This window comes from Flavobacterium adiutor (genome assembly GCF_048282555.1).
Classification (GTDB): Bacteria; Bacteroidota; Bacteroidia; order Flavobacteriales; family Flavobacteriaceae; genus Flavobacterium.
The window spans coordinates 787,221-807,944 of sequence record NZ_CP182487.1; the positions used below are offsets into that span (position 1 = coordinate 787,221).

34 protein-coding genes are annotated in these 20,724 nt (G+C 34.4%); 33 read left to right on the forward strand and 1 reads right to left on the reverse strand.

Going from position 1 to position 20,724, the window contains the following annotated elements; translation table 11 throughout:
• Positions 1-3 precede the first annotated feature (3 nt).
• Positions 4-1,707, reverse strand: a complete 1,704-nt coding sequence (locus ACNC7R_RS03265; RefSeq protein ID WP_417939582.1) for a hypothetical protein — start codon at positions 1,705-1,707, stop codon at positions 4-6.
• Positions 1,708-1,888: 181 nt separating this feature from the next.
• Between ACNC7R_RS03265 and rpsL the strand changes: the two genes are divergently transcribed.
• The 33 genes from rpsL to carA all read left to right on the forward strand — a co-directional run bounded on the left by rpsL (position 1,889) and on the right by carA (position 20,667).
• A complete protein-coding gene (gene rpsL, locus ACNC7R_RS03270) occupies positions 1,889-2,272 on the forward strand; it encodes a 30S ribosomal protein S12 (RefSeq protein ID WP_007136570.1) in 384 nt (127 codons plus the stop codon).
• A 24-nt stretch (positions 2,273-2,296) separates the two neighbouring features.
• Positions 2,297-2,773 (forward strand): 30S ribosomal protein S7, encoded by a 477-nt coding sequence (rpsG, locus tag ACNC7R_RS03275; protein ID WP_008464282.1) that lies wholly within the window; start codon positions 2,297-2,299, stop codon positions 2,771-2,773.
• Between the two features lie 11 nt (positions 2,774-2,784).
• Positions 2,785-4,941 (forward strand): elongation factor G, encoded by a 2,157-nt coding sequence (gene fusA, locus ACNC7R_RS03280; protein WP_417939583.1) that lies wholly within the window; start codon positions 2,785-2,787, stop codon positions 4,939-4,941.
• A 10-nt stretch (positions 4,942-4,951) separates the two neighbouring features.
• Positions 4,952-5,257: a 30S ribosomal protein S10 gene (rpsJ, locus tag ACNC7R_RS03285; protein ID WP_007803605.1), complete on the forward strand. Its 306-nt coding sequence runs from the start codon at positions 4,952-4,954 to the stop codon at positions 5,255-5,257.
• 403 nt (positions 5,258-5,660) lie between these two features.
• A complete protein-coding gene (rplC, locus tag ACNC7R_RS03290) occupies positions 5,661-6,278 on the forward strand; it encodes a 50S ribosomal protein L3 (protein WP_276382095.1) in 618 nt (205 codons plus the stop codon).
• Positions 6,278-6,907, forward strand: coding sequence for a 50S ribosomal protein L4 (rplD, locus tag ACNC7R_RS03295; protein WP_417939584.1), 630 nt, complete (start codon positions 6,278-6,280; stop codon positions 6,905-6,907). The genes rplC and rplD overlap by 1 nt, the downstream gene beginning before the upstream one ends.
• Positions 6,908-6,914: 7 nt before the next feature.
• Positions 6,915-7,205 carry a 50S ribosomal protein L23 gene (gene rplW / locus ACNC7R_RS03300; protein WP_012022489.1) on the forward strand — a complete coding sequence of 97 codons (291 nt, stop codon included), beginning with the start codon at positions 6,915-6,917 and terminating at the stop codon, positions 7,203-7,205.
• A gap of 9 nt (positions 7,206-7,214) precedes the next feature.
• Positions 7,215-8,039, forward strand: a complete 825-nt coding sequence (rplB, locus tag ACNC7R_RS03305; protein WP_008464287.1) for a 50S ribosomal protein L2 — start codon at positions 7,215-7,217, stop codon at positions 8,037-8,039.
• Positions 8,040-8,045: 6 nt separating this feature from the next.
• Positions 8,046-8,324 (forward strand): 30S ribosomal protein S19, encoded by a 279-nt coding sequence (gene rpsS / locus ACNC7R_RS03310; RefSeq protein ID WP_008464288.1) that lies wholly within the window; start codon positions 8,046-8,048, stop codon positions 8,322-8,324.
• Positions 8,325-8,332: 8 nt separating this feature from the next.
• Positions 8,333-8,746 carry a 50S ribosomal protein L22 gene (gene rplV, locus ACNC7R_RS03315; RefSeq protein ID WP_007803631.1) on the forward strand — a complete coding sequence of 138 codons (414 nt, stop codon included), beginning with the start codon at positions 8,333-8,335 and terminating at the stop codon, positions 8,744-8,746.
• Positions 8,747-8,751: 5 nt separating this feature from the next.
• Positions 8,752-9,510 (forward strand): 30S ribosomal protein S3, encoded by a 759-nt coding sequence (gene rpsC, locus ACNC7R_RS03320; RefSeq protein WP_008464292.1) that lies wholly within the window; start codon positions 8,752-8,754, stop codon positions 9,508-9,510.
• A gap of 19 nt (positions 9,511-9,529) precedes the next feature.
• Positions 9,530-9,955, forward strand: coding sequence for a 50S ribosomal protein L16 (rplP, locus tag ACNC7R_RS03325; RefSeq protein ID WP_017495016.1), 426 nt, complete (start codon positions 9,530-9,532; stop codon positions 9,953-9,955).
• Between the two features lie 12 nt (positions 9,956-9,967).
• Positions 9,968-10,159 carry a 50S ribosomal protein L29 gene (gene rpmC, locus ACNC7R_RS03330; RefSeq protein ID WP_026727874.1) on the forward strand — a complete coding sequence of 64 codons (192 nt, stop codon included), beginning with the start codon at positions 9,968-9,970 and terminating at the stop codon, positions 10,157-10,159.
• A gap of 17 nt (positions 10,160-10,176) precedes the next feature.
• Positions 10,177-10,437 carry a 30S ribosomal protein S17 gene (gene rpsQ / locus ACNC7R_RS03335; protein WP_008464298.1) on the forward strand — a complete coding sequence of 87 codons (261 nt, stop codon included), beginning with the start codon at positions 10,177-10,179 and terminating at the stop codon, positions 10,435-10,437.
• Between the two features lie 2 nt (positions 10,438-10,439).
• Entirely contained in the window at positions 10,440-10,808 is a 369-nt protein-coding gene (gene rplN, locus ACNC7R_RS03340; protein WP_007803649.1) for a 50S ribosomal protein L14, read from the forward strand.
• 11 nt (positions 10,809-10,819) lie between these two features.
• Positions 10,820-11,134: a 50S ribosomal protein L24 gene (gene rplX / locus ACNC7R_RS03345; protein WP_008464300.1), complete on the forward strand. Its 315-nt coding sequence runs from the start codon at positions 10,820-10,822 to the stop codon at positions 11,132-11,134.
• 2 nt (positions 11,135-11,136) lie between these two features.
• Positions 11,137-11,688, forward strand: coding sequence for a 50S ribosomal protein L5 (gene rplE, locus ACNC7R_RS03350; RefSeq protein ID WP_417939585.1), 552 nt, complete (start codon positions 11,137-11,139; stop codon positions 11,686-11,688).
• 3 nt (positions 11,689-11,691) lie between these two features.
• The gene (gene rpsN / locus ACNC7R_RS03355; RefSeq protein WP_223680110.1) at positions 11,692-11,961 is read left to right on the forward strand and encodes a 30S ribosomal protein S14; all 270 of its coding nucleotides are present in this window, start codon (positions 11,692-11,694) and stop codon (positions 11,959-11,961) included.
• A gap of 104 nt (positions 11,962-12,065) precedes the next feature.
• Entirely contained in the window at positions 12,066-12,464 is a 399-nt protein-coding gene (rpsH, locus tag ACNC7R_RS03360) for a 30S ribosomal protein S8 (RefSeq protein ID WP_017495014.1), read from the forward strand.
• An 18-nt stretch (positions 12,465-12,482) separates the two neighbouring features.
• Positions 12,483-13,025, forward strand: a complete 543-nt coding sequence (rplF, locus tag ACNC7R_RS03365) for a 50S ribosomal protein L6 (protein WP_031456036.1) — start codon at positions 12,483-12,485, stop codon at positions 13,023-13,025.
• An 11-nt stretch (positions 13,026-13,036) separates the two neighbouring features.
• The gene (rplR, locus tag ACNC7R_RS03370; RefSeq protein ID WP_417939586.1) at positions 13,037-13,387 is read left to right on the forward strand and encodes a 50S ribosomal protein L18; all 351 of its coding nucleotides are present in this window, start codon (positions 13,037-13,039) and stop codon (positions 13,385-13,387) included.
• Positions 13,388-13,390: 3 nt separating this feature from the next.
• Entirely contained in the window at positions 13,391-13,915 is a 525-nt protein-coding gene (rpsE, locus tag ACNC7R_RS03375) for a 30S ribosomal protein S5 (protein WP_085950926.1), read from the forward strand.
• A 12-nt stretch (positions 13,916-13,927) separates the two neighbouring features.
• Positions 13,928-14,110, forward strand: a complete 183-nt coding sequence (rpmD, locus tag ACNC7R_RS03380; protein ID WP_017495010.1) for a 50S ribosomal protein L30 — start codon at positions 13,928-13,930, stop codon at positions 14,108-14,110.
• 11 nt (positions 14,111-14,121) lie between these two features.
• Positions 14,122-14,574 (forward strand): 50S ribosomal protein L15, encoded by a 453-nt coding sequence (rplO, locus tag ACNC7R_RS03385; protein WP_417939587.1) that lies wholly within the window; start codon positions 14,122-14,124, stop codon positions 14,572-14,574.
• 12 nt (positions 14,575-14,586) lie between these two features.
• The gene (gene secY / locus ACNC7R_RS03390) at positions 14,587-15,933 is read left to right on the forward strand and encodes a preprotein translocase subunit SecY (protein ID WP_417939588.1); all 1,347 of its coding nucleotides are present in this window, start codon (positions 14,587-14,589) and stop codon (positions 15,931-15,933) included.
• Between the two features lie 7 nt (positions 15,934-15,940).
• Positions 15,941-16,156 (forward strand): translation initiation factor IF-1, encoded by a 216-nt coding sequence (gene infA / locus ACNC7R_RS03395; protein WP_026714631.1) that lies wholly within the window; start codon positions 15,941-15,943, stop codon positions 16,154-16,156.
• Positions 16,157-16,168: 12 nt separating this feature from the next.
• A complete protein-coding gene (gene ykgO / locus ACNC7R_RS03400) occupies positions 16,169-16,285 on the forward strand; it encodes a type B 50S ribosomal protein L36 (protein ID WP_002987490.1) in 117 nt (38 codons plus the stop codon).
• Between the two features lie 2 nt (positions 16,286-16,287).
• Positions 16,288-16,662, forward strand: coding sequence for a 30S ribosomal protein S13 (gene rpsM, locus ACNC7R_RS03405; RefSeq protein WP_026727867.1), 375 nt, complete (start codon positions 16,288-16,290; stop codon positions 16,660-16,662).
• 8 nt (positions 16,663-16,670) lie between these two features.
• Positions 16,671-17,054: a 30S ribosomal protein S11 gene (rpsK, locus tag ACNC7R_RS03410; RefSeq protein ID WP_007803677.1), complete on the forward strand. Its 384-nt coding sequence runs from the start codon at positions 16,671-16,673 to the stop codon at positions 17,052-17,054.
• A 91-nt stretch (positions 17,055-17,145) separates the two neighbouring features.
• Positions 17,146-17,751 (forward strand): 30S ribosomal protein S4, encoded by a 606-nt coding sequence (rpsD, locus tag ACNC7R_RS03415; RefSeq protein WP_110305597.1) that lies wholly within the window; start codon positions 17,146-17,148, stop codon positions 17,749-17,751.
• Positions 17,752-17,772: 21 nt separating this feature from the next.
• A complete protein-coding gene (locus ACNC7R_RS03420; protein WP_026109818.1) occupies positions 17,773-18,765 on the forward strand; it encodes a DNA-directed RNA polymerase subunit alpha in 993 nt (330 codons plus the stop codon).
• A gap of 62 nt (positions 18,766-18,827) precedes the next feature.
• On the forward strand, positions 18,828-19,319 hold the full coding sequence (rplQ, locus tag ACNC7R_RS03425) for a 50S ribosomal protein L17 (protein WP_417939589.1): 492 nt from the start codon (positions 18,828-18,830) through the stop codon (positions 19,317-19,319).
• A gap of 238 nt (positions 19,320-19,557) precedes the next feature.
• Entirely contained in the window at positions 19,558-20,667 is a 1,110-nt protein-coding gene (gene carA / locus ACNC7R_RS03430; protein ID WP_417939590.1) for a glutamine-hydrolyzing carbamoyl-phosphate synthase small subunit, read from the forward strand.
• The last annotated feature ends 57 nt before the right edge of the window (positions 20,668-20,724 follow it).

The window sequence follows — 20,724 nt, forward strand, 5'->3', positions numbered from 1 at the left end:
ACATCAAAATTTAACATTATAACATATGTTTATGATAGTGTTATATAATTTTAAATTCCCGTTATTTTGGAGGTTATTTGTAGCGTTTATCTTTACAATTCCGTTCTTTGTGAAAATGGTTGTCCCGGCGCCGATTCCCGTTAATTTATCTATTTTAGTGGGATTGTTAATTCTGGTTAAGTCTTGGTATATTGCATAATCCAGAATTGAATTTAGATATAAATTTTTTGAAACTATATATCTGTATTCTGTAAGAATAGAAGCAAAGAGGTTTCCTTGTAAGCTGTTCTCTAAAAATCCTCTAATTGAATACATGCCGCCAAAACGGAATAGTTCATTAACAATGTAGCTTTTACTTTTAAGATAAAAATTTTGTGAATTTATGTTAATGAAATTTTTTTCATTTAGTTCGAAGTTATAAGAGAAGTTTAAATTTGTGTAAAATTGCCTGCTGGAGACAACTGTTTCAGGTTGGTTATTCGTATCTCTCTTTCCAAAAGCAAATATTAAGTTAACATTTGCTTTTTTTGATAACAAATTATTAAGAGGATCTGTTTTTGTGTAGTCAAAGGTTGAAGTTGTAAAAGAGCTTTTGAAATCGCTAACGGTTCTGTTGTTTATGTTTTGAATATCACTTGATTCTGTGGATTGGTAACCAATGTAAAATTTTGAATTGTAATTTATGTAATAACCTAAGTCAATTGCGGTTTTTGTGTTTTGAAATGTGCTGTCTTGTTTGAATATGCTTAACTGTGCTTTAATTCCGAGTGATGATTTGAAAATGTATGGTATTTCTAATTTTGTATTGAAAGTTTTTTGTTGTTTTCCATCACTTTTCCAATATAATGAAAATCTTTCACCGGCAAGGAGCGTATTTTCTAGGGTAATATCAAGATAGCCGTTTAGGGATATTTTTCTGTTTTCATCGTTTGAAAAACCAATATAGCCATCAAATGTATTTGCTTTTCTTTTTTCAAGATAAATGTAAACTTTGGTTGAATCTTTTGTGAATAATATTTCGGGATATTTTGGCTGTTCTATAAAGCCAAAATTATTTATATCGTTATAAAGTTCTTTGATGGTATTTTGATTAAAAGTTTTGTTGATGTATTTTTTGTTAAGTTGTTTGAGATGTCCTTTTGGGAGAAAATCCTTTCGATTGTTATTTGTGTAATTTGTAATAATGGAATTTACATTACGTTTTTTTTCCGAATTAAAATTTAAGTCGGCATAAATTATCGAATTCTTTCTTCTGATGTTTTCCAGTTTCATCTTACTTAAAGGAAATCCTTGTTTTTCTGCTTCGATAATTTTTTGATTTATATAATTTTCGGTCTCTTCGTAAGGAATTATTATAGTGTCATTTTTTGTTTCAAAAGGGTTGAAAAATGAATTATTTCTTCCTATATATATATAGGTATATTTTATTTTGTCTCCAAGTGATAATTTATAGGTGTAAATGGAGTCATTTATTTTACTGTTTCCAAGAGTTTTTATGTCTAAATAACCTTTTTTGTTAAGTTTTTCTACAACGAAAATAGCTTCATTAGTAGCGGATTTAACATTTGGATGTTTTTGAATGTAATTCAGGGAATCTATAATAGTATTTTCTGCTTCATTTATGCCTTTGATTTTTAAGCTGAAAATTTGTCCGTAACAGGAAAAGCTTATAAAGCAAAAAAGAAATATTTGGAATAACTGTTTCAAAAGCAATTAGTTCATTAGTTTAAGGTTTTGCAAATATCTATAGATTGTTTTGAAAAACATAAGATTAAATAATGTTATTGAAAATTAATGATTTAACATTTGTTTAGTGGAATTTATTTTATACATTTGCATCCCCGTAAAAAGCGGGAATTTAATATCATATTAATTTTTAGTATTAATTATGCCAACAATTCAACAATTAGTAAGAACAGGAAGAACTCAGATCACTAAGAAGAGTAAATCGGTTGCTTTAGATTCTTGTCCTCAAAGAAGAGGGGTTTGTACGCGTGTTTACACTACTACACCAAAAAAACCAAACTCTGCAATGCGTAAAGTTGCGCGTGTACGTTTGACAAATGGTAATGAAGTGAATGCTTACATCCCTGGAGAAGGACACAATCTGCAAGAGCACTCGATAGTATTAGTGCGAGGTGGAAGGGTAAAAGATTTACCAGGTGTTAGATATCACATCGTTCGTGGAGCGCTTGATACGTCAGGTGTTGCAGGAAGAACGCAAAGAAGATCTAAGTACGGTGCTAAACGCCCAAAAGAAGCAAAAAAGTAATTTAAAAACTTTTAAGAAAAAGACATGAGAAAAAGAGCGGCAAAGAAAAGACCACTTTTACCGGATCCAAGGTTTAATGACCAATTAGTAACACGTTTTGTGAATAACTTAATGTGGGATGGTAAGAAATCTACAGCTTTTAAAGTATTTTATGATGCTATTGATATCATCGAAACTAAAAAGCAAAATGATGAGAAGACTTCATTAGAGATCTGGAAAGATGCTTTAACAAACGTTATGCCTCACGTAGAAGTACGTAGCCGTAGAGTTGGTGGAGCAACATTCCAAATTCCAATGCAGATTCGTCCAGACAGAAAAATTTCTATGGCAATGAAGTGGTTAATACTTTATTCAAGAAGAAGAAATGAAAAATCTATGGCGCAACGTTTAGCTGCTGAGTGTTTAGCTGCTGCTAAAGAAGAAGGTGCTGCAGTTAAGAAAAGAATGGATACTCACAAAATGGCAGAAGCTAATAAAGCATTCTCTCACTTTAGATTTTAATTCGTAAAGAAATGGCTAGAGATTTAAAATATACAAGAAATATCGGGATTGCTGCTCATATTGATGCTGGTAAGACAACAACAACTGAGCGTATTCTTTTTTATACTGGAAAATCACATAAAATTGGTGAGGTGCACGATGGTGCTGCAACAATGGACTGGATGGCGCAAGAGCAAGAAAGAGGTATTACAATTACTTCTGCTGCTACAACTTGTACTTGGAACTTTCCAACTGAGCAAGGTAAAGTGCTTCCAGAATCATTACCTTACCACTTTAATATTATTGATACTCCTGGACACGTTGACTTTACTGTAGAAGTAAATCGATCTTTGCGTGTACTTGATGGTTTGGTTTTCTTATTTAGTGCTGTGGATGGTGTTGAGCCGCAATCAGAAACTAACTGGAGACTTGCAGATCAATACAGAGTTCCTCGTATGGGATTCGTAAACAAAATGGATCGTCAAGGTGCAAACTTTTTAAATGTATGCGGACAGGTTAAAGATATGTTGAAATCGAATGCGGTTGCAATTACTCTGCCTATCGGAGATGAAGCTGATTTTAAAGGTATAGTTGACTTGGTTAAAAATCAAGCTATAGTATGGCATGATGAGACTCAAGGGGCTACTTTTGATATCGTTGATATACCTGCTGATATGGTCGATGATGTGAAGCATTATCGTTCTATTCTTATCGAAGAGATTGCAACTTATGATGAAAATCTTTTGGATAAATACATGGAGGATGAGAACTCTATTACAGAAGAAGAAATCAATAACGCTTTAAGAGCTGCTACTATTGATATGGCAATCATTCCAATGCTTGCAGGTTCTTCTTTCAAAAATAAAGGAGTTCAATTTATGTTAGATGCTGTTTGTAAGTATTTGCCATCTCCATTGGATAAAGAAGGTATTGAAGGGATTCATCCTGATGATGCTGATTTATTAGAAGAGGATCAAAAGAAAATTTTGCGTAGACCAGATGTAAAAGAGCCATTCGCTGCTTTAGCATTTAAAATTGCTACTGATCCATTCGTAGGGCGTTTAGCTTTCTTCCGTGCATATTCTGGACGTTTAGATGCTGGGTCTTATGTTTTAAATACTCGTTCTGGTAATAAAGAAAGAATTTCTCGTATCTACCAAATGCATGCTAACAAGCAAAATCCAATCGAGTTTATTGAGGCTGGAGATATTGGAGCTGCTGTAGGTTTTAAAGATATTAAAACTGGAGATACTCTTTCTGATGAGAAGCATCCAATTATTTTAGAATCTATGAAGTTTCCGGATCCTGTAATTGGTATTGCTATTGAACCTAAAACTAAAGCTGACGTTGATAAAATGGGTATGGCTTTAGCTAAATTGGCTGAAGAAGATCCAACATTTACAGTTAGAACTGACGAGGCTTCAGGTCAAACGATTATCTCTGGTATGGGTGAGCTTCACTTAGATATCTTAGTTGATCGTATGAAACGTGAGTTTAAAGTAGAGGTAAATCAAGGTGAACCTCAAGTTGAATATAAAGAAGCGTTTACAAGATCTGCTCAACATAGAGAGACTTACAAAAAACAATCTGGGGGTCGTGGTAAATTCGGTGATATCGTATTTAGAATCGAGCCTGCTGATGAAGTTGATGGAAAAGTTCCTGTTGGATTACAGTTTGTGAATGAAGTAAAAGGAGGTAACGTTCCTAAGGAGTATATTCCTGCAGTTGAAAAAGGTTTCCGTGAAGCTATGAAAACTGGACCTTTAGCTGGGTATGCTGTGGATAGTTTGAAAGTTACTTTATTAGATGGATCTTTCCACCCTGTGGATTCTGATGCTCTTTCTTTTGAATTAGCTGCAAGAATGGGTTATAAGGAATCTGGTAAAGCTGCTGGGGCTGTTATCTTAGAGCCAATCATGAAAATCGAAGTTATTACTCCAGAAGAAAACATGGGTGATATTGTAGGTGACTTGAACCGTCGTAGAGGTCAGGTAAATGATATGGGTGATAGAAACGGAGCGAAAACTATTAAGGCAGATGTGCCATTGGCTGAGATGTTTGGTTATGTTACTACATTAAGAACATTATCATCTGGTAGAGCAACATCTACAATGGAGTTTTCTCATTATGCAGAAACACCTTCTAACATTTCAGAAGAGGTAATCAAAAAAGCAAAAGGTAACGCTTAATTTTAAGAAAATGAGTCAAAAAATCAGAATAAAACTAAAATCTTACGATCACATGTTGGTAGATAAATCTGCTGAAAAGATCGTAAAAACAGTAAAAACTACTGGAGCGGTTGTAACAGGTCCTATTCCGTTGCCAACTCACAAAAAACTTTTCACTGTATTGCGTTCTCCGCACGTAAATAAAAAAGCGAGAGAGCAATTTGAAGTAATGTCATACAAGAGATTGATTGATATTTATTCATCTTCATCTAAAACTATTGATGCTTTAATGAAACTTGAATTGCCAAGTGGGGTTGAGGTAGAGATTAAAGTATAATTTTTATTAAATTTTATATACAAAAAGCGAGTCAGAAATGTCTCGCTTTTTTTTGTTGTAGAATATTATTATGTATTTAGTTTTTGCAATTGATTTTAAGTTTGTATTGGTGGGGATGGTTTTTAAATCCCTTTGTTTTAAGGCCGTGCGAACGTTTTTGTTTTGTTTTGATTAATTAATCATTAAGCGGATAGGTTTTTTAGAGTTGAAAATAAAGAGATAAATTTTTAGTACATGAAAGTGCTTTGATGGTTGATTTGAAGCTTGGATTTTGATAATGAGCGATTTAATTTTTGTAACTGTTTGGTATATTCATTTTTAATAACTACTTTTGCACTCCCTGTTTGAAAATTTCTGTTATTTTCAAATTGAAGGGAATTTTAGTAATTAATAATTAATATTTATGTCTGGGTTAATTGGTAAAAAAATCGGCATGACTAGTATTTTCGATGAAAACGGGAAAAACATTCCTTGTACAGTAATCGAAGCTGGGCCGTGTGTTGTTACCCAAGTCAGAACCAACGAGGTTGACGGGTATGAAGCGTTGCAACTTGGTTTCGATGACAAAAACGAGAAACATTCTACTAAAGCGGCTTTAGGTCACTTTAAAAAAGCTGGAACTGTTGCTAAGAAAAAAGTCGTTGAATTCAAAGAATTTGCAACTGAACAAAAATTAGGAGATCTTATCGATGTTTCTATTTTTGAAGAAGGAGAATTTGTAGATGTACAAGGTGTATCTAAAGGTAAAGGTTTCCAAGGTGTTGTTAAGCGTCACGGTTTTGGTGGGGTTGGACAAGCTACTCATGGTCAGCACAACCGTTTAAGAGCGCCAGGTTCTGTAGGAGCTTCTTCTTATCCATCTAGAGTATTCAAAGGAATGCGTATGGCTGGAAGAATGGGAGGAGATAATGTAAAAGTTCAAAACCTTAGAGTTTTAAAAGTAGTTGCTGAAAAGAACTTACTTGTTGTTAAAGGATGTATTCCTGGTCACAAAAACTCTTACGTAATCATTCAGAAGTAATGGAAGTAAAAGTATTAGATTTCAACGGAAAAGATACTGGTAGAAAAGTTCAACTTTCTGATTCAGTATTCGCAATTGAACCAAACAATCACGCAGTATATCTTGATGTTAAGCAATATCTTGCTAATCAAAGACAGGGTACTCATAAAGCTAAAGAAAGAGCTGAAGTAACTGGAAGTACGCGTAAGATTAAAAAACAAAAAGGTACGGGTACTGCTCGTGCGGGAAGTGTTAAAAACCCTTTATTTAAAGGTGGAGGAACAGTTTTCGGGCCAAGACCAAGAAGTTATTCATTCAAATTGAATAAAAGCTTAAAGAGATTGGCTAGAAAATCAGCTTTCTCAATCAAAGCAAAAGAGTCGAACATTATCGTTCTTGAAGACTTTAATTTTGAAGTGCCAAACACTAAAAATTTCATTAACGTTTTGAAAGCTTTAGGGTTAGAAAATAAAAAATCTCTATTTGTATTGGGTGAGTCAAATAAAAATGTATATTTGTCGTCACGCAATTTAAAGGCTTCTAATGTCGTAACTAGCTCAGAATTAAGCACTTACGCCATATTAAACACTAATAATTTAGTGCTTTTGGAGGGTTCTTTAGAGTTAATTGAAGAAAATTTAAGTAAATAATAGGAGTATGAGTATCATAATTAGACCTATAGTAACTGAAAAAGTAACCAAAGAAAGTGAAGTTCTTAACCGTTTCGGATTTGTTGTTGACAAAAAAGCAAACAAAGTTCAAATTAAGAAAGCTGTTGAGGCTGCTTATGGAGTAACTATTGTTTCTGTTAACACAATGAATGTGAGACCAGACAGATCTACTAAATACACTAAAAGTGGTTTAATCAGTGGAAAGACAAATGCTATTAAAAAAGCAATTGTACAAGTACAAGAAGGAGAAACAATAGATTTTTACAACAATATCTAAGATAGAAAAATGTCAGTAAGAAAATTAAAACCTATTACCCCAGGTCAGCGATTTAGAGTTGTGAATGGTTATGACGCCATTACAACTGATAAGCCGGAACGCTCTTTGATAGCGCCGATAAAAAACTCTGGAGGTAGAAATAGTCAAGGAAAGATGACCATGCGTTATACGGGTGGTGGTCACAAGCAGAGATATCGTATTATTGATTTCAAAAGAACTAAAGATGGAATTCCAGCTACAGTGAAATCAATCGAATACGATCCAAATCGTACTGCATTTATTGCTTTATTAGCTTATGCTGATGGAGAGAAAACTTATATTATCGCTCAGAATGGATTGAAAGTTGGTCAGAAATTAGTTTCTGGTCCAGAATCCCAACCTGAGATTGGTAATACTTTACCTTTAAGCAGAATTCCTCTTGGAACTGTTATATCTTGTATTGAGTTGCGTCCAGGACAAGGAGCTGTTATTGCTCGTTCAGCTGGAACTTTTGCTCAGTTAATGGCAAGAGACGGGAAATATGCAACAATTAAAATGCCATCTGGTGAAACAAGATTAATCTTGTTAACTTGTTCGGCTACAATTGGAGCTGTTTCTAATTCTGACCACCAATTAGTTGTGTCTGGTAAAGCAGGTAGAACAAGATGGTTAGGAAGAAGACCTAGAACTAGACCAGTAGCAATGAACCCTGTTGATCACCCAATGGGAGGTGGTGAAGGACGTTCATCTGGAGGGCATCCACGTTCAAGAAACGGATTGCCAGCTAAAGGTTACAGAACTCGTTCTAAGAAAAACCCGAGTAACAAGTATATCGTAGAACGTAGAAAGAAATAATAAGATATGGCACGTTCATTAAAAAAAGGACCTTTCGTTCATTATAAATTAGACAAGAAAGTTCAGGAAAACGTAGAGAGTGGTAAAAATGCAGTTGTTAAGACTTGGTCTAGAGCTTCAATGATTACTCCAGATTTCGTTGGACAAACTATTGCAGTTCATAACGGTCGTCAATTTGTACCAGTTTACGTAACAGAAAACATGGTAGGTCACAAATTAGGAGAGTTTTCGCCAACTAGATCTTTTAGAGGTCATGCTGGAGCAAAAAATAAAGGTAAAAAATAAAAGAAGCAATGGGAGTTCGTAAAAGAGAAACAGCAGATGCGAGAAAAGAGGCTAATAAGTCTATCGCTTTCGCAAAATTGAATAACTGCCCTACTTCACCTAGAAAAATGCGCTTAGTAGCGGACTTGGTAAGAGGTCAGAAGGTAGAAAGAGCACTTAACATCTTAAGATTCAGTTCTAAAGAAGCTTCTAGAAAATTAGAAAAACTATTATTATCTGCAATCAATAACTGGGAGCAAAAAAATAGTGAAGGTAATTTAGAAGAGGCTGGATTATTTGTTAAAGAGATCAGAGTAGATGGTGGAATGATGTTAAAAAGACTTCGTCCAGCTCCACAAGGTCGTGCACACAGAATAAGAAAACGTTCTAATCACGTAACTATCGTGCTTGGAGCTATCAATAACACACAAAGCAATTCTTAAGCAGCATGGGACAAAAGACAAATCCAATTGGAAATAGACTTGGTATCATCAGAGGATGGGACTCAAACTGGTATGGTGGAAATGATTACGGTGATAAACTTGCCGAGGATCATAAAATCAGAAAGTATATCCATGCTCGTTTATCAAAAGCTAGTGTATCAAAAGTAATCATCGAGAGAACTTTGAAACTTGTAACCGTTACTATCACTACTGCTAGACCTGGTATCATTATCGGAAAAGGTGGGCAAGAGGTAGACAAGTTAAAAGAAGAACTTAAGAAAGTTACTGACAAAGAGGTTCAGATAAACATCTTTGAAATTAAAAGACCTGAGTTAGATGCTTATCTTGTGGCGACAAGTATCGCTCGTCAAATCGAAAGCCGTATTTCTTACAGACGTGCAATCAAAATGGCTATTGCTGCTTCTATGCGTATGAACGCTGAAGGTATCAAAGTTTTGATTTCTGGTCGTTTAAATGGAGCTGAGATGGCGCGTTCAGAAGGTTTCAAAGAAGGTAGAATTCCTCTATCAACTTTCAGAGCTGACATTGACTATGCTTTGGCTGAAGCTCATACTACTTATGGTAGAATGGGTATCAAAGTATGGATCATGAAAGGTGAAGTTTACGGTAAGAGAGAGCTTTCTCCGCTTGCTGGAATGGACAAAAAACAATCTGGTACAGGTGGTGGTAAAGGTGGGGATGCTCCTAGAGGCAAATCTAACTTTAACAAAGGCGGTAAACCAGATGCTCGTAAAAGAAAGTAAATTTTTAAACTAAAGAAAAATGTTACAGCCTAAAAGAACAAAATACCGTAAGGTACAAAAAGGTAAAATGAAAGGTAATTCTCAAAGAGGGCATGAACTTTCAAATGGAATGTTTGGAATTAAATCTGTACATGAAGATGGAATGTTCTTGACTTCTCGTCAAATCGAAGCTGCCCGTATTGCAGCAACTCGTTACATGAAGAGAGAAGGACAATTATGGATTAAAATTTTCCCAGACAAACCTATTACTAAGAAGCCTCTTGAAGTACGTATGGGTAAAGGTAAAGGAGCAGTTGAGTATTGGGCTGCTGTTGTTAAACCAGGAAGAATTATGTTTGAAGTTGGAGGGGTTCCATTGTCAGTTGCAAAAGAGGCTTTACGTCTTGCAGCTCAAAAACTTCCAGTAAAAACTAAGTTCGTCGTTGCTAGAGATTTCGAAGCATAATTTATATTTATTATGAAACAATCAGAAATAAAAGATCTTTCTGCAGCGGAGTTGCAAGAGAAACTTAGTCAAACTAAGAAACTATATGCTGACCTAAAAATGGCTCATGCTATTTCTCCAATTGCTAACCCACTTCAAATAAGAAGTGTTAGAAGAACAGTTGCAAGATTGGCTACAGAGTTAACTAAAAGAGAGTTACAATAATTGTATTCTGCTGAAAGATGGAAGAAAAAAGAAATTTAAGAAAAGAAAGAATAGGTGTTGTTACTTCAAATAAGATGGATAAATCTATCGTTATTTCTGAAGTAAGAAAAGTAAAACACCCATTATACGGTAAGTTCGTGTTGAAAACTAAGAAATATGTTGCACACGACGAAAAAAACGACTGTAACATTGGAGATACTGTAAGAATCAGCGAAACGCGTCCTTTAAGTAAAACAAAATGTTGGAGATTAGTTGAAATCTTAGAAAGAGCTAAATAATTATGGTACAACAAGAATCAAGACTAAAAGTAGCAGATAACACGGGAGCTAAAGAAGTTTTAACTATTCGTGTTTTAGGAGGTACTAAAAGAAGATATGCCTCTGTTGGTGACAAAATTGTAGTTTCTATCAAAGATGCAACTCCAAACGGAAACGTGAAAAAAGGAGCTGTTTCAACTGCAGTTGTTGTACGTACTAAAAAAGAAGTGAGAAGAGCTGATGGTTCTTATATCCGTTTCGATGATAATGCATGTGTTCTTTTGAATGCAGCAGGGGAAATGAGAGGAACTCGTGTTTTTGGTCCGGTAGCAAGAGAACTTCGTGAAAAACAATTCATGAAAATTGTATCATTAGCACCAGAAGTGCTTTAATTCGTTTTAAGATGATAAAGCTAAAAATAAAATCAGGAGATATCGTAAGAGTTATTGCTGGAGACCATAAAGGTGCTGAAGGTAAAGTTTTACGTGTTTACCGTGAAAAAAACAAAGCGATCGTTGAAGGTGTAAACTTGGTTTCAAAACATACTAAACCAAGTGCTAAAAACCCTCAAGGTGGTATCGTTAAGAAAGAAGCTTCTATTCAGATTTCTAACATTGCTCTAATCGATCCTAAAACTAAGGAGACAACTAGAGTAGGTATAAGAGTAGAAGGAGATAAGAAAGTAAGATTTTCAAAAAAATCTAATCAAGTACTATAGTAATGGCATATACACCTAGACTAAAAGAAGAATATAAGAGTAGAGTAATCTCTGCTCTTACAGAAGAGTTCGGATATAAAAACGTAATGCAAGTTCCTAAACTTGAAAAAATCGTTTTGAGCCGTGGAGTTGGTGCAGCTGTATCTGATAAAAAACTTATTGACTATGCAGTTGATGAGTTAACTAAGATCACTGGACAAAAAGCAGTATCTACAATTTCAAAGAAAGACGTTGCGTCGTTTAAATTGAGAAAAGGGATGCCTATTGGAGCAAAAGTTACTTTGCGTGGAGAAAGAATGTATGAGTTTTTAGACAGACTTGTAACTTCTGCTCTGCCACGTGTTAGAGATTTTAGCGGTATTAAAGCTACAGGTTTTGATGGTAGGGGTAATTACAATCTTGGAGTTTTAGAGCAAATCATTTTTCCTGAAATTGATATTGATAAAGTAAATAAAATTTCGGGAATGGACATTACTTTTGTTACTACTGCAAAAACTGACAAAGAAGCAAAGTCATTATTGGCTGAATTAGGTTTACCTTTTAAAAAGAATTAAGACATGGCTAAAGAATCAATGAAAGCCCGTGAGGTGAAAAGAGAGAAAACGGTAGCTAAGTACGCTGAGAAAAGAAAAGCTTTGAAAGAGGCTGGAGATTTTGAAGCTTTACAGAAATTACCTAAGAATGCTTCACCAGTTCGTTTGCACAATCGTTGTAAATTAACAGGTAGACCAAGAGGTTATATTCGTCAATTTGGGATCTCTCGTGTTACTTTTCGTGAGATGGCTAATAATGGGTTAATTCCTGGAGTTAAAAAAGCGTCTTGGTAATCTCGCAATAAGTTATTACTTTTGCAAACCAAAAAATAATTTTAATTGATTAAAGGTTCGGGAGACGAGTGTCTCCCGAAAACCATAATCGCAATCAAATACATATGTATACAGATCCTATTGCAGATTATTTGACTAGAGTTCGTAACGCTGTGGCTGCAAACCACAAAGTTGTTGAAATTCCGGCTTCTAATCTAAAGAAAGAAATAACTAAGATCTTATTTGATCAAGGTTATATCTTAAGTTACAAATTTGAAGACAACTCTGTTCAGGGTTCAATCAAAATTGCTTTGAAGTATGATAAAGATACTAAAGAGCCTGTAATTAAAGATATCCAAAGAATTAGTAAACCTGGTTTACGTAAATACGCAGGTGCTGCCAAATTACCAAGAATCCTTAACGGATTAGGAATTGCGATTGTTTCAACTTCGAAAGGTCTTATGACTGGAAAACAAGCGAAACAATTAAATGTAGGTGGTGAAGTAATTTGTTACGTATACTAATTTTAAAGACTAAATAAGATGTCAAGAATAGGTAAAAGCCCAATTGTAATCCCTGCTGGCGTAACTGTAGAAGTTAAAGACGGTATTATTACAGTAAAAGGAAAGAAAGGTCAACTGACTCAGGAGTTTTCGGACGTAACTGTAACAGTTGAAGGCGATCAAGCATTAGTTGAAAGATCGTCTGATCATAAAGACCAAAGAGCAAAACACGGATTGTATAGATCATTAATCAGTAACATGATTGTTGGAGTATCTGAAGGTTTTACAAAAGAACTTGAATTAGTTGGAGTTGGTTACAGAGCTTCAAATCAAGGTCAAAAGTTAGATTTAGCTCTTGGATATTCTCACAATATTGTTTTGGAAGTTGCTCCTGAGGTAGTAGTAGAAACAATATCTGAAAAAGGAAAAAACCCTATCGTAAAATTAACATCATTTGATAAACAACTTTTAGGACAGGTTGCTGCGAAAATCAGAGGTTTCCGTAAGCCTGAACCGTACAAAGGAAAAGGTGTTAAATTTGTGGGTGAAGTATTAAGAAGAAAAGCAGGTAAATCAGCTTAAAAAATAAGATTATGTCATTAACAAAATCTGATAGAAGACAGAGAATTAGATTCAGAATTAGAAAATCGATTAGTGGTACAGCTACTAATCCTAGATTATCTGTATTTAGAAGTAATAAGGAAATTTACGCTCAACTTATTGATGATGTAAATGGAGTTACTTTATTAGCTGCATCTTCAAGAGAAAAAGAAATAGGAAAAGGTACTAACGTTGAAGTAGCGGTTGCAGTTGGAAAACTAGTTGCTGAAAAAGCGTTAAAAGCCGGGATTGATACCATCACTTTTGACAGAGGTGGTTATTTATATCACGGTCGTATTAAATCATTAGCAGAAGGCGCAAGAGCCGCTGGACTTAAATTCTAATATATTATGTCTAAATACAAAAATGTAGAATTGGTAAAACCTAGTGGTCTTGAACTTAAAGATCGTCTAGTTAGTGTTAATCGTGTTACTAAGGTTACAAAAGGAGGTAGAGCTTTCGGTTTTTCTGCTATTGTAGTTGTAGGTGATGAAAACGGAGTAGTTGGTCATGGATTAGGAAAATCTAAAGATGTTTCTGAAGCAATTGCAAAAGCAGTAGAAGATGCTAAGAAAAATTTAGTAAAAATTCCTTTGAACGGTCAATCTGTTCCTCACGAACAAAAAGGTAAATTTGGAGGTGCACGTGTATTTTTAATTCCTGCATCTCATGGTACAGGAGTTATTGCTGGAGGAGCTGTTCGTTCAGTTCTTGAGTCAGTAGGTATTCACGATGTATTGTCAAAATCTCAGGGATCATCAAATCCTCATAACGTAGTTAAAGCAACTTTTGATGCTTTATTGCAAATGAGAAGCGCTCATACTGTTGCAAAACAAAGAGGTGTTTCTTTAGAAAAAGTTTTTAAAGGTTAATTCAAGGAAATTATGGCTAAATTATTAGTAAAACAAGTTCGAAGCAAAATCAACTGTCCTCTTTCTCAAAAGAGAGGTTTAGAAGCTTTGGGTCTACGTAAAATGGGACAAGTTGTAGAGCATGATTCAAATCCTGCTATCCTTGGGATGATAAACAAAGTTAAACACTTAGTTTCTGTTGAAGAAGCTAAATAACAAATACTGTTATGAATTTAAGTAACTTACAACCAGCTGAAGGGTCAACACACAATCAAAATAAAAGATTAGGTAGAGGAGAAGGTTCTGGAAAAGGTGGTACTTCTGCAAGAGGTCATAAAGGAGCAAAATCTCGTTCTGGTTATTCTAAAAAGATTGGTTTTGAAGGAGGTCAAATGCCACTTCAAAGACGTGTGCCTAAGTTTGGTTTCAAAAACATCAACCGTAAAGAATACGAAGGTGTTAATTTAGATACGCTTCAATTATTAGTAGATAATGGTGTTATTACTGATTCTGTTTCAATGACAGATTTCGTAGCAAACCGTTTGGCTACCAAAAATGAAATTGTTAAGATTTTAGGTAGAGGAGAGTTGAAAGCAAAATTAAAAGTAACTGCTCACAAATTTACTGCTACTGCAAAAGCTGCTATTGAAGCTGCTGGAGGAGAGGCTGTAACAATATAATTTTTCTATTGTATGAAGAAATTTATTGAATCAATAAGTAATGTTTGGAAAATCGAAGAACTGAAAAACAGAATCTTAATTACATTAGGATTGCTTTTAGTATATCGTTTTGGAGCACATGTTACGCTTCCGGGAATTGATGCAACTCAACTAACTGGTTTAGCGGGACAAACAAAAAATGGTTTAGGGTCTATCTTAGACATGTTCACCGGAGGCGCTTTCTCTAAAGCTTCAGTTTTTGCTTTAGGGATTATGCCTTACATTTCTGCTTCTATTGTTGTTCAGTTAATGGGAATTGCGATTCCATATTTGCAAAAACTTCAAAATGATGGGGAAAGCGGTAGAAAAAAGATTAATCAAATTACCCGTTGGTTAACTATTGCTATTACTTTGGTTCAAGGTCCGACTTATATCTATAATTTATACAGAACACTTCCTAGTAATGCATTTTTGTTAGGATTTAACTCACCTGAGTTTTTGTTTTCTTCTGTTATTATCTTGGTTACAGGTACAATATTTGCTATGTGGCTTGGTGAAAAAATTACTGATAAAGGTATTGGAAATGGAATTTCATTATTAATTATGGTTGGTATACTGGCTCGTTTACCACAAGCTTTCATACAAGAATTTACAACCAGAGTTACTAATAACAATGGAGGTCCGATGTTATTGGTTATTGAAATTATAGTTTGGTTACTGGTTATTATTTCTTGTGTGTTATTAACGATGGCTGTACGTAGAATTCCGGTTCAATATGCTCGTCGTACAACAACTGGGGACTATGAACAGGATTTGGCTGTTGGTAACAGGCAATGGATTCCGCTTAAGCTTAATGCTTCAGGGGTTATGCCAATCATTTTTGCTCAGGCAATTATGTTTATTCCTGCCGCTGTAGCTGGACTATCTAAATCAGATACATCACAATCAATTGTTGGAACATTTAGTAATATGTTTGGGTTTTGGTATAATTTTGTTTTTGCAACTTTAATTATTGTATTCACATTCTTCTATACTGCGATCACAGTACCTACTAACAAAATGGCCGATGATTTAAAAAGAAGTGGTGGTTTTATTCCGGGTGTAAGACCAGGTGCTGAAACTTCAGACTTTCTTGATAAGGTGATGTCTTTAATAACTTTCCCAGGATCTTTATTTCTTGCTCTAATTGCTGTGTTTCCAGCTATTGTTGTAAGTGTTATGGATGTACAACAATCTTGGGCAATGTTTTTTGGAGGTACCTCTTTAATAATTATGGTTGGTGTTGCAATAGATACTATTCAGCAAATCAATTCATACTTGTTAAACAAGCATTATGATGGTTTAATGAAGACTGGTAAAAATAGAAAAGCAGTAGCTTAATATATTTATGGCAAAACAATCAGCAATAGAACAAGACGGATCAATCATTGAAGCATTATCAAATGCGATGTTCCGTGTAGAGTTAGAAAATGGACATGTTGTAATTGCTCATATTTCTGGTAAAATGCGTATGCATTACATCAAATTATTACCTGGTGATAAAGTGAAACTGGAAATGAGTCCTTATGATTTGTCAAAAGCAAGAATTACTTATCGATATTAAAGGATAATTACTATGAAAGTTAGAGCATCAGTAAAAAAGAGAAGTGCCGAGTGCATTATCGTGCGTAGAAAAGGGAGACTGTACGTAATAAACAAAAAGAATCCTAGATTTAAACAAAGACAAGGATAATTATGGCAAGAATAGCAGGGGTAGATATCCCAAAGAACAAAAGAGGTGTTATTGCACTTACCTATATTTTCGGATTAGGAAAAAGTAGAGCTATTGAGATTTTAGAAAAAGCTCAGGTTAGCCAAGATAAAAAAGTTCAAGATTGGAATGATGACGAGATCGGAGCAATTCGTGATGCCGTTTCATTTTACAAAATTGAAGGAGAATTGCGTTCTGAGATTTCTTTGAACATCAAGCGTTTAATGGATATTGGTTGTTATAGAGGAATCCGTCACAGATCTGGTCTTCCATTAAGAGGACAAAGAACTAAAAATAACTCTAGAACAAGAAAAGGTAAAAGAAAAACTGTTGCTAACAAGAAAAAAGCAACTAAATAATAAGTAATATGGCTAAAGCAACTGCAAAAAAACGTAAAGTTATCGTTGAATCAACGGGTGAGGCTCATATTTCTGCCACTTTCAACAATATTATTATTTCTTTGACAAACAAGAAAGGTGAAGTTATTTCTTGGTCTTCAGCTGGTAAAATGGGATTCAGAGGTTCTAAAAAGAATACTCCGTATGCAGCTCAAATGGCAGCAGAAGATTGTAGTAAAGTCGCTCTTGAGGCTGGACTTAAAAAAGTTAAAGTTTATGTAAAAGGACCAGGAAACGGACGTGAGTCTGCTATTCGTTCTATTCATAACGGAGGAATTGAAGTTACTGAGATTATCGATGTTACTCCAATGCCTCACAACGGATGTCGTCCTCCAAAAAGACGAAGAGTTTAATAATATTATTTAAGTATAACAAGATAGAATAAACGATTATCGAAGGATATGACCTGAATTCATAATCTCTATCTTAAATTAATTTTTAGAAATGGCAAGATATACTGGTCCTAAAACTAGAATTGCTCGTAAATTTGGCGAGGCAATCTTCGGAGATGATAAATCTTTCGAAAAAAGAAACTATCCTCCTGGACAACACGGGATGGCTAAAAAAAGAGGTAAAAAATCTGAGTATGCTGTTCAGTTAATGGAAAAGCAAAAAGCTAAATATTCTTATGGAATTTTAGAAAAACAATTCAGAGGTTTATTCAAAAAAGCATCAGCTACTAAGGGTGTTACTGGTGAGGTTCTTTTACAATTATGTGAAGCAAGATTAGATAATGTTGTTTTTAGAATGGGTATTGCTCCATCTAGAAGAGGTGCTAGACAATTAGTTTCTCATAGACACATTACTGTTAATGGTGAAGTTGTAAATATTCCTTCTTACCACCTAAAGCCTGGTGATAAAGTTGCAGTTCGTGAAAAATCTAAATCGTTAGAAGCTATCGAACGTTCTTTATCAAATTCAAGTCATGTTTATGAATGGATTACCTGGAACAATGAACTTAAAGAGGGAACTTTTGTTTCTGTACCTGCGAGACTTCAAATTCCAGAAAACATTAAAGAACAATTAATCGTAGAGTTGTACAACAAATAATAATTGACTTAGTCGAAATTTATGGCAATATTTAATTTTCAAAAGCCCGATAAAGTTATCATGATCGATTCAACTGATTTTGAAGGTAAATTTGAGTTTAGACCTTTAGAACCTGGTTACGGATTGACAGTTGGTAATGCACTTAGAAGAGTTTTGCTTTCAGCGTTAGAAGGTTATGCAATTACATCTGTTCGTATCGAAGGTGTAGATCATGAGTTTTCTACTATTTCAGGTGTTGTTGAAGATGTTACCGAAATTATCCTTAATCTAAAACAAGTACGTTTTAAACGTCAGATTGAAGATATCGATAATGAAGCAGTTACAATTTCTGTTTCAGGGAAAGATCAATTAACGGCTGGTGATTTTCAAAAATTTATTTCAGGTTTTCAAGTTTTGAATCCAGACCTTGTGATCTGTAATTTAGATTCTAAAATCAAATTGAACTTCGATTTAACTATCGAAAAAGGTAGAGGATACGTTCCTGCTGAAGAGAACAAAAAACAGAATGCTGCAATTGGAACAATTTTTACAGATTCTATTTTTACTCCGGTAAAAAATGTAAAATATGCAATCGAAAATTTCCGTGTAGAGCAAAAAACAGATTATGAAAAATTAGTTTTTGAAATCAAAACTGATGGGTCTATTAATCCTAAAGATGCTCTTACTGAAGCTGCTAAAGTTTTAATTCATCATTTCATGTTGTTTTCTGACGAAAGAATTACACTTGAGGCTGACGAAATTGCACAAACAGAATCGTATGATGAAGAGTCATTGCATATGAGACAATTGCTTAAAACTAAGCTTGTTGATATGGATTTATCTGTGAGAGCATTAAATTGCTTGAAAGCGGCTGAAGTTGATACACTTGGTGATTTAGTATCTTTCAATAAAAATGACCTAATGAAATTCCGTAATTTTGGTAAAAAATCTTTAACTGAACTTGATGAACTTGTTGCAGTGAAGAATTTAACTTTTGGAATGGATTTAGCTAAATACAAATTAGATAAAGAATAATTTACTTCATATTTTGCTCTCCATAGTGGATTGTAGCAAGATGAGGATAAAAAAAACACGTCATGAGACACGGAAAAAAAATTAACCACTTAAGCAGACAGACAGGGCATAGAAAAGCTATGTTGGCTAATATGGCTTGTTCTCTTATAGAGCACAAACGTATTAATACTACAGTTGCTAAAGCTAAAGCGCTTAAACAATTCGTTGAGCCTTTAATCACAAAATCAAAAGAGGATACGACTCACAATCGTCGTATTGTTTTTGCTTACTTACGTAGTAAATACGCTGTAACAGATTTGTTCAGAGATGTAGCTGCTAAAGTTGGAGACCGTCCAGGAGGATACACTCGTATCATTAAAGTTGGAAATCGTTTAGGGGATAATGCTGATATGGCAATGATCGAACTTGTAGATTTCAATGAACTTTACAATGGTGGTAAAAAAGAAGTTAAAAAAGCAAAAAGCCGTCGTGGTGGTAAGGCTAAAAAAGCTGAGGAGGCAACTCCTGAAGCTCCGACAGCTGAATCAGAAACGACTACTGAAGCTTCTGAATAGTTATGAAAATAATGATTCTATAGAAATCAAGGATAAGCTAATTTTTTAGTTTATCCTTTTTTTTTGATTTTTTTTGAGAACAGGATTTAACTTTTTTAATTGACTAGGTTTTATTTATATGAATGAAATTTTTGAAAAATCTTGTCAGCGCTCTTTTAAAAAAGTAAATTTGCAAAATATCTAGTTACATCTGAGTTTTTAAAATTCAGTATACGATTATAATAATACAAAGTAAACAATGAAATACACAACTCGACAAAGCGCCATTTTATTACTAAGTGACGGAACTATTTTTCATGGTAAATCTATCGGTATTAGCGGTAAAACTTTTGGTGAAGTTTGTTTTAATACAGGAATGACAGGATATCAGGAGATTTTTACAGATCCTTCATATTTTGGACAAATCATGGTGACTACTAATCCGCATATAGGTAATTATGGTGTAAATGATTTAGAAGTTGAATCTGAAAGCGTTAAAATAGCAGGTTTGGTTTGTAAAAATTTTAGTTTTAATTATTCCCGAACAGGAGCTTCAGGAAGTCTTGAGGATTATTTTACAAAACAAAATCTGATTTGTATTTCTGATGTTGATACTCGTGCTTTGGTGAGTTACATTCGTGAGAATGGTGCCATGAATGCAGTTATTTGTACGGATGGGACTTCTATTGAGGAGTTAAAGAAAGAATTGGCTACTGTTCCTGATATGGAAGGTTTGGAGCTGGCTTCTAAAGTCTCAACGAAAGAACCTTACTTTATAGGTGATGAAAAAGCTACCTACAAAATTTCAGCATTAGACTTGGGGATAAAAAAGAATATATTGAGAAATCTTGCTAAGAGAGATTGCTATATTAAAGTTTTTCCATACGATTCAACGTATGAAGATTTGACAGCATTTAATCCTGATGGTTATTTCTTGTCGAATGGTCCTGGAGACCCGGATCCTCTTTTTGGAGCAATTGAAGTAGCGAAGAGAATAATTGCTGATGACAAACCTTTGTTTGGTATTTGTTTAGGGCATCAGGTAATTGCACTAGCAAATGGTGTTAAGACTTATAAGATGTTTGGAGGTCACAGAGGAATTAATCATCCCGTAAAAAATTTACTTACCGGAAAGGGTGAGATAACTTCTCAAAATCATGGATTTGCTGTAAAAAGAGAAGCTTTGGAGGAACATCCTGAACTTGAGCTTACTCATATACATCTTAATGATGATACGGTTGCTGGAATGAGGATGAAAAATAAGAATTGTTTTTCAGTACAGTATCATCCAGAAGCTAGCCCGGGACCGCATGACTCGTCATATTTGTTTGACCAATTTGTAGAGAATATTAAAAGGAGTCGGGTCTAAAACGATGTAGTTAATAAATAAAAATGTTTAATGTTTAAAATTAGTTTATAGTATTAA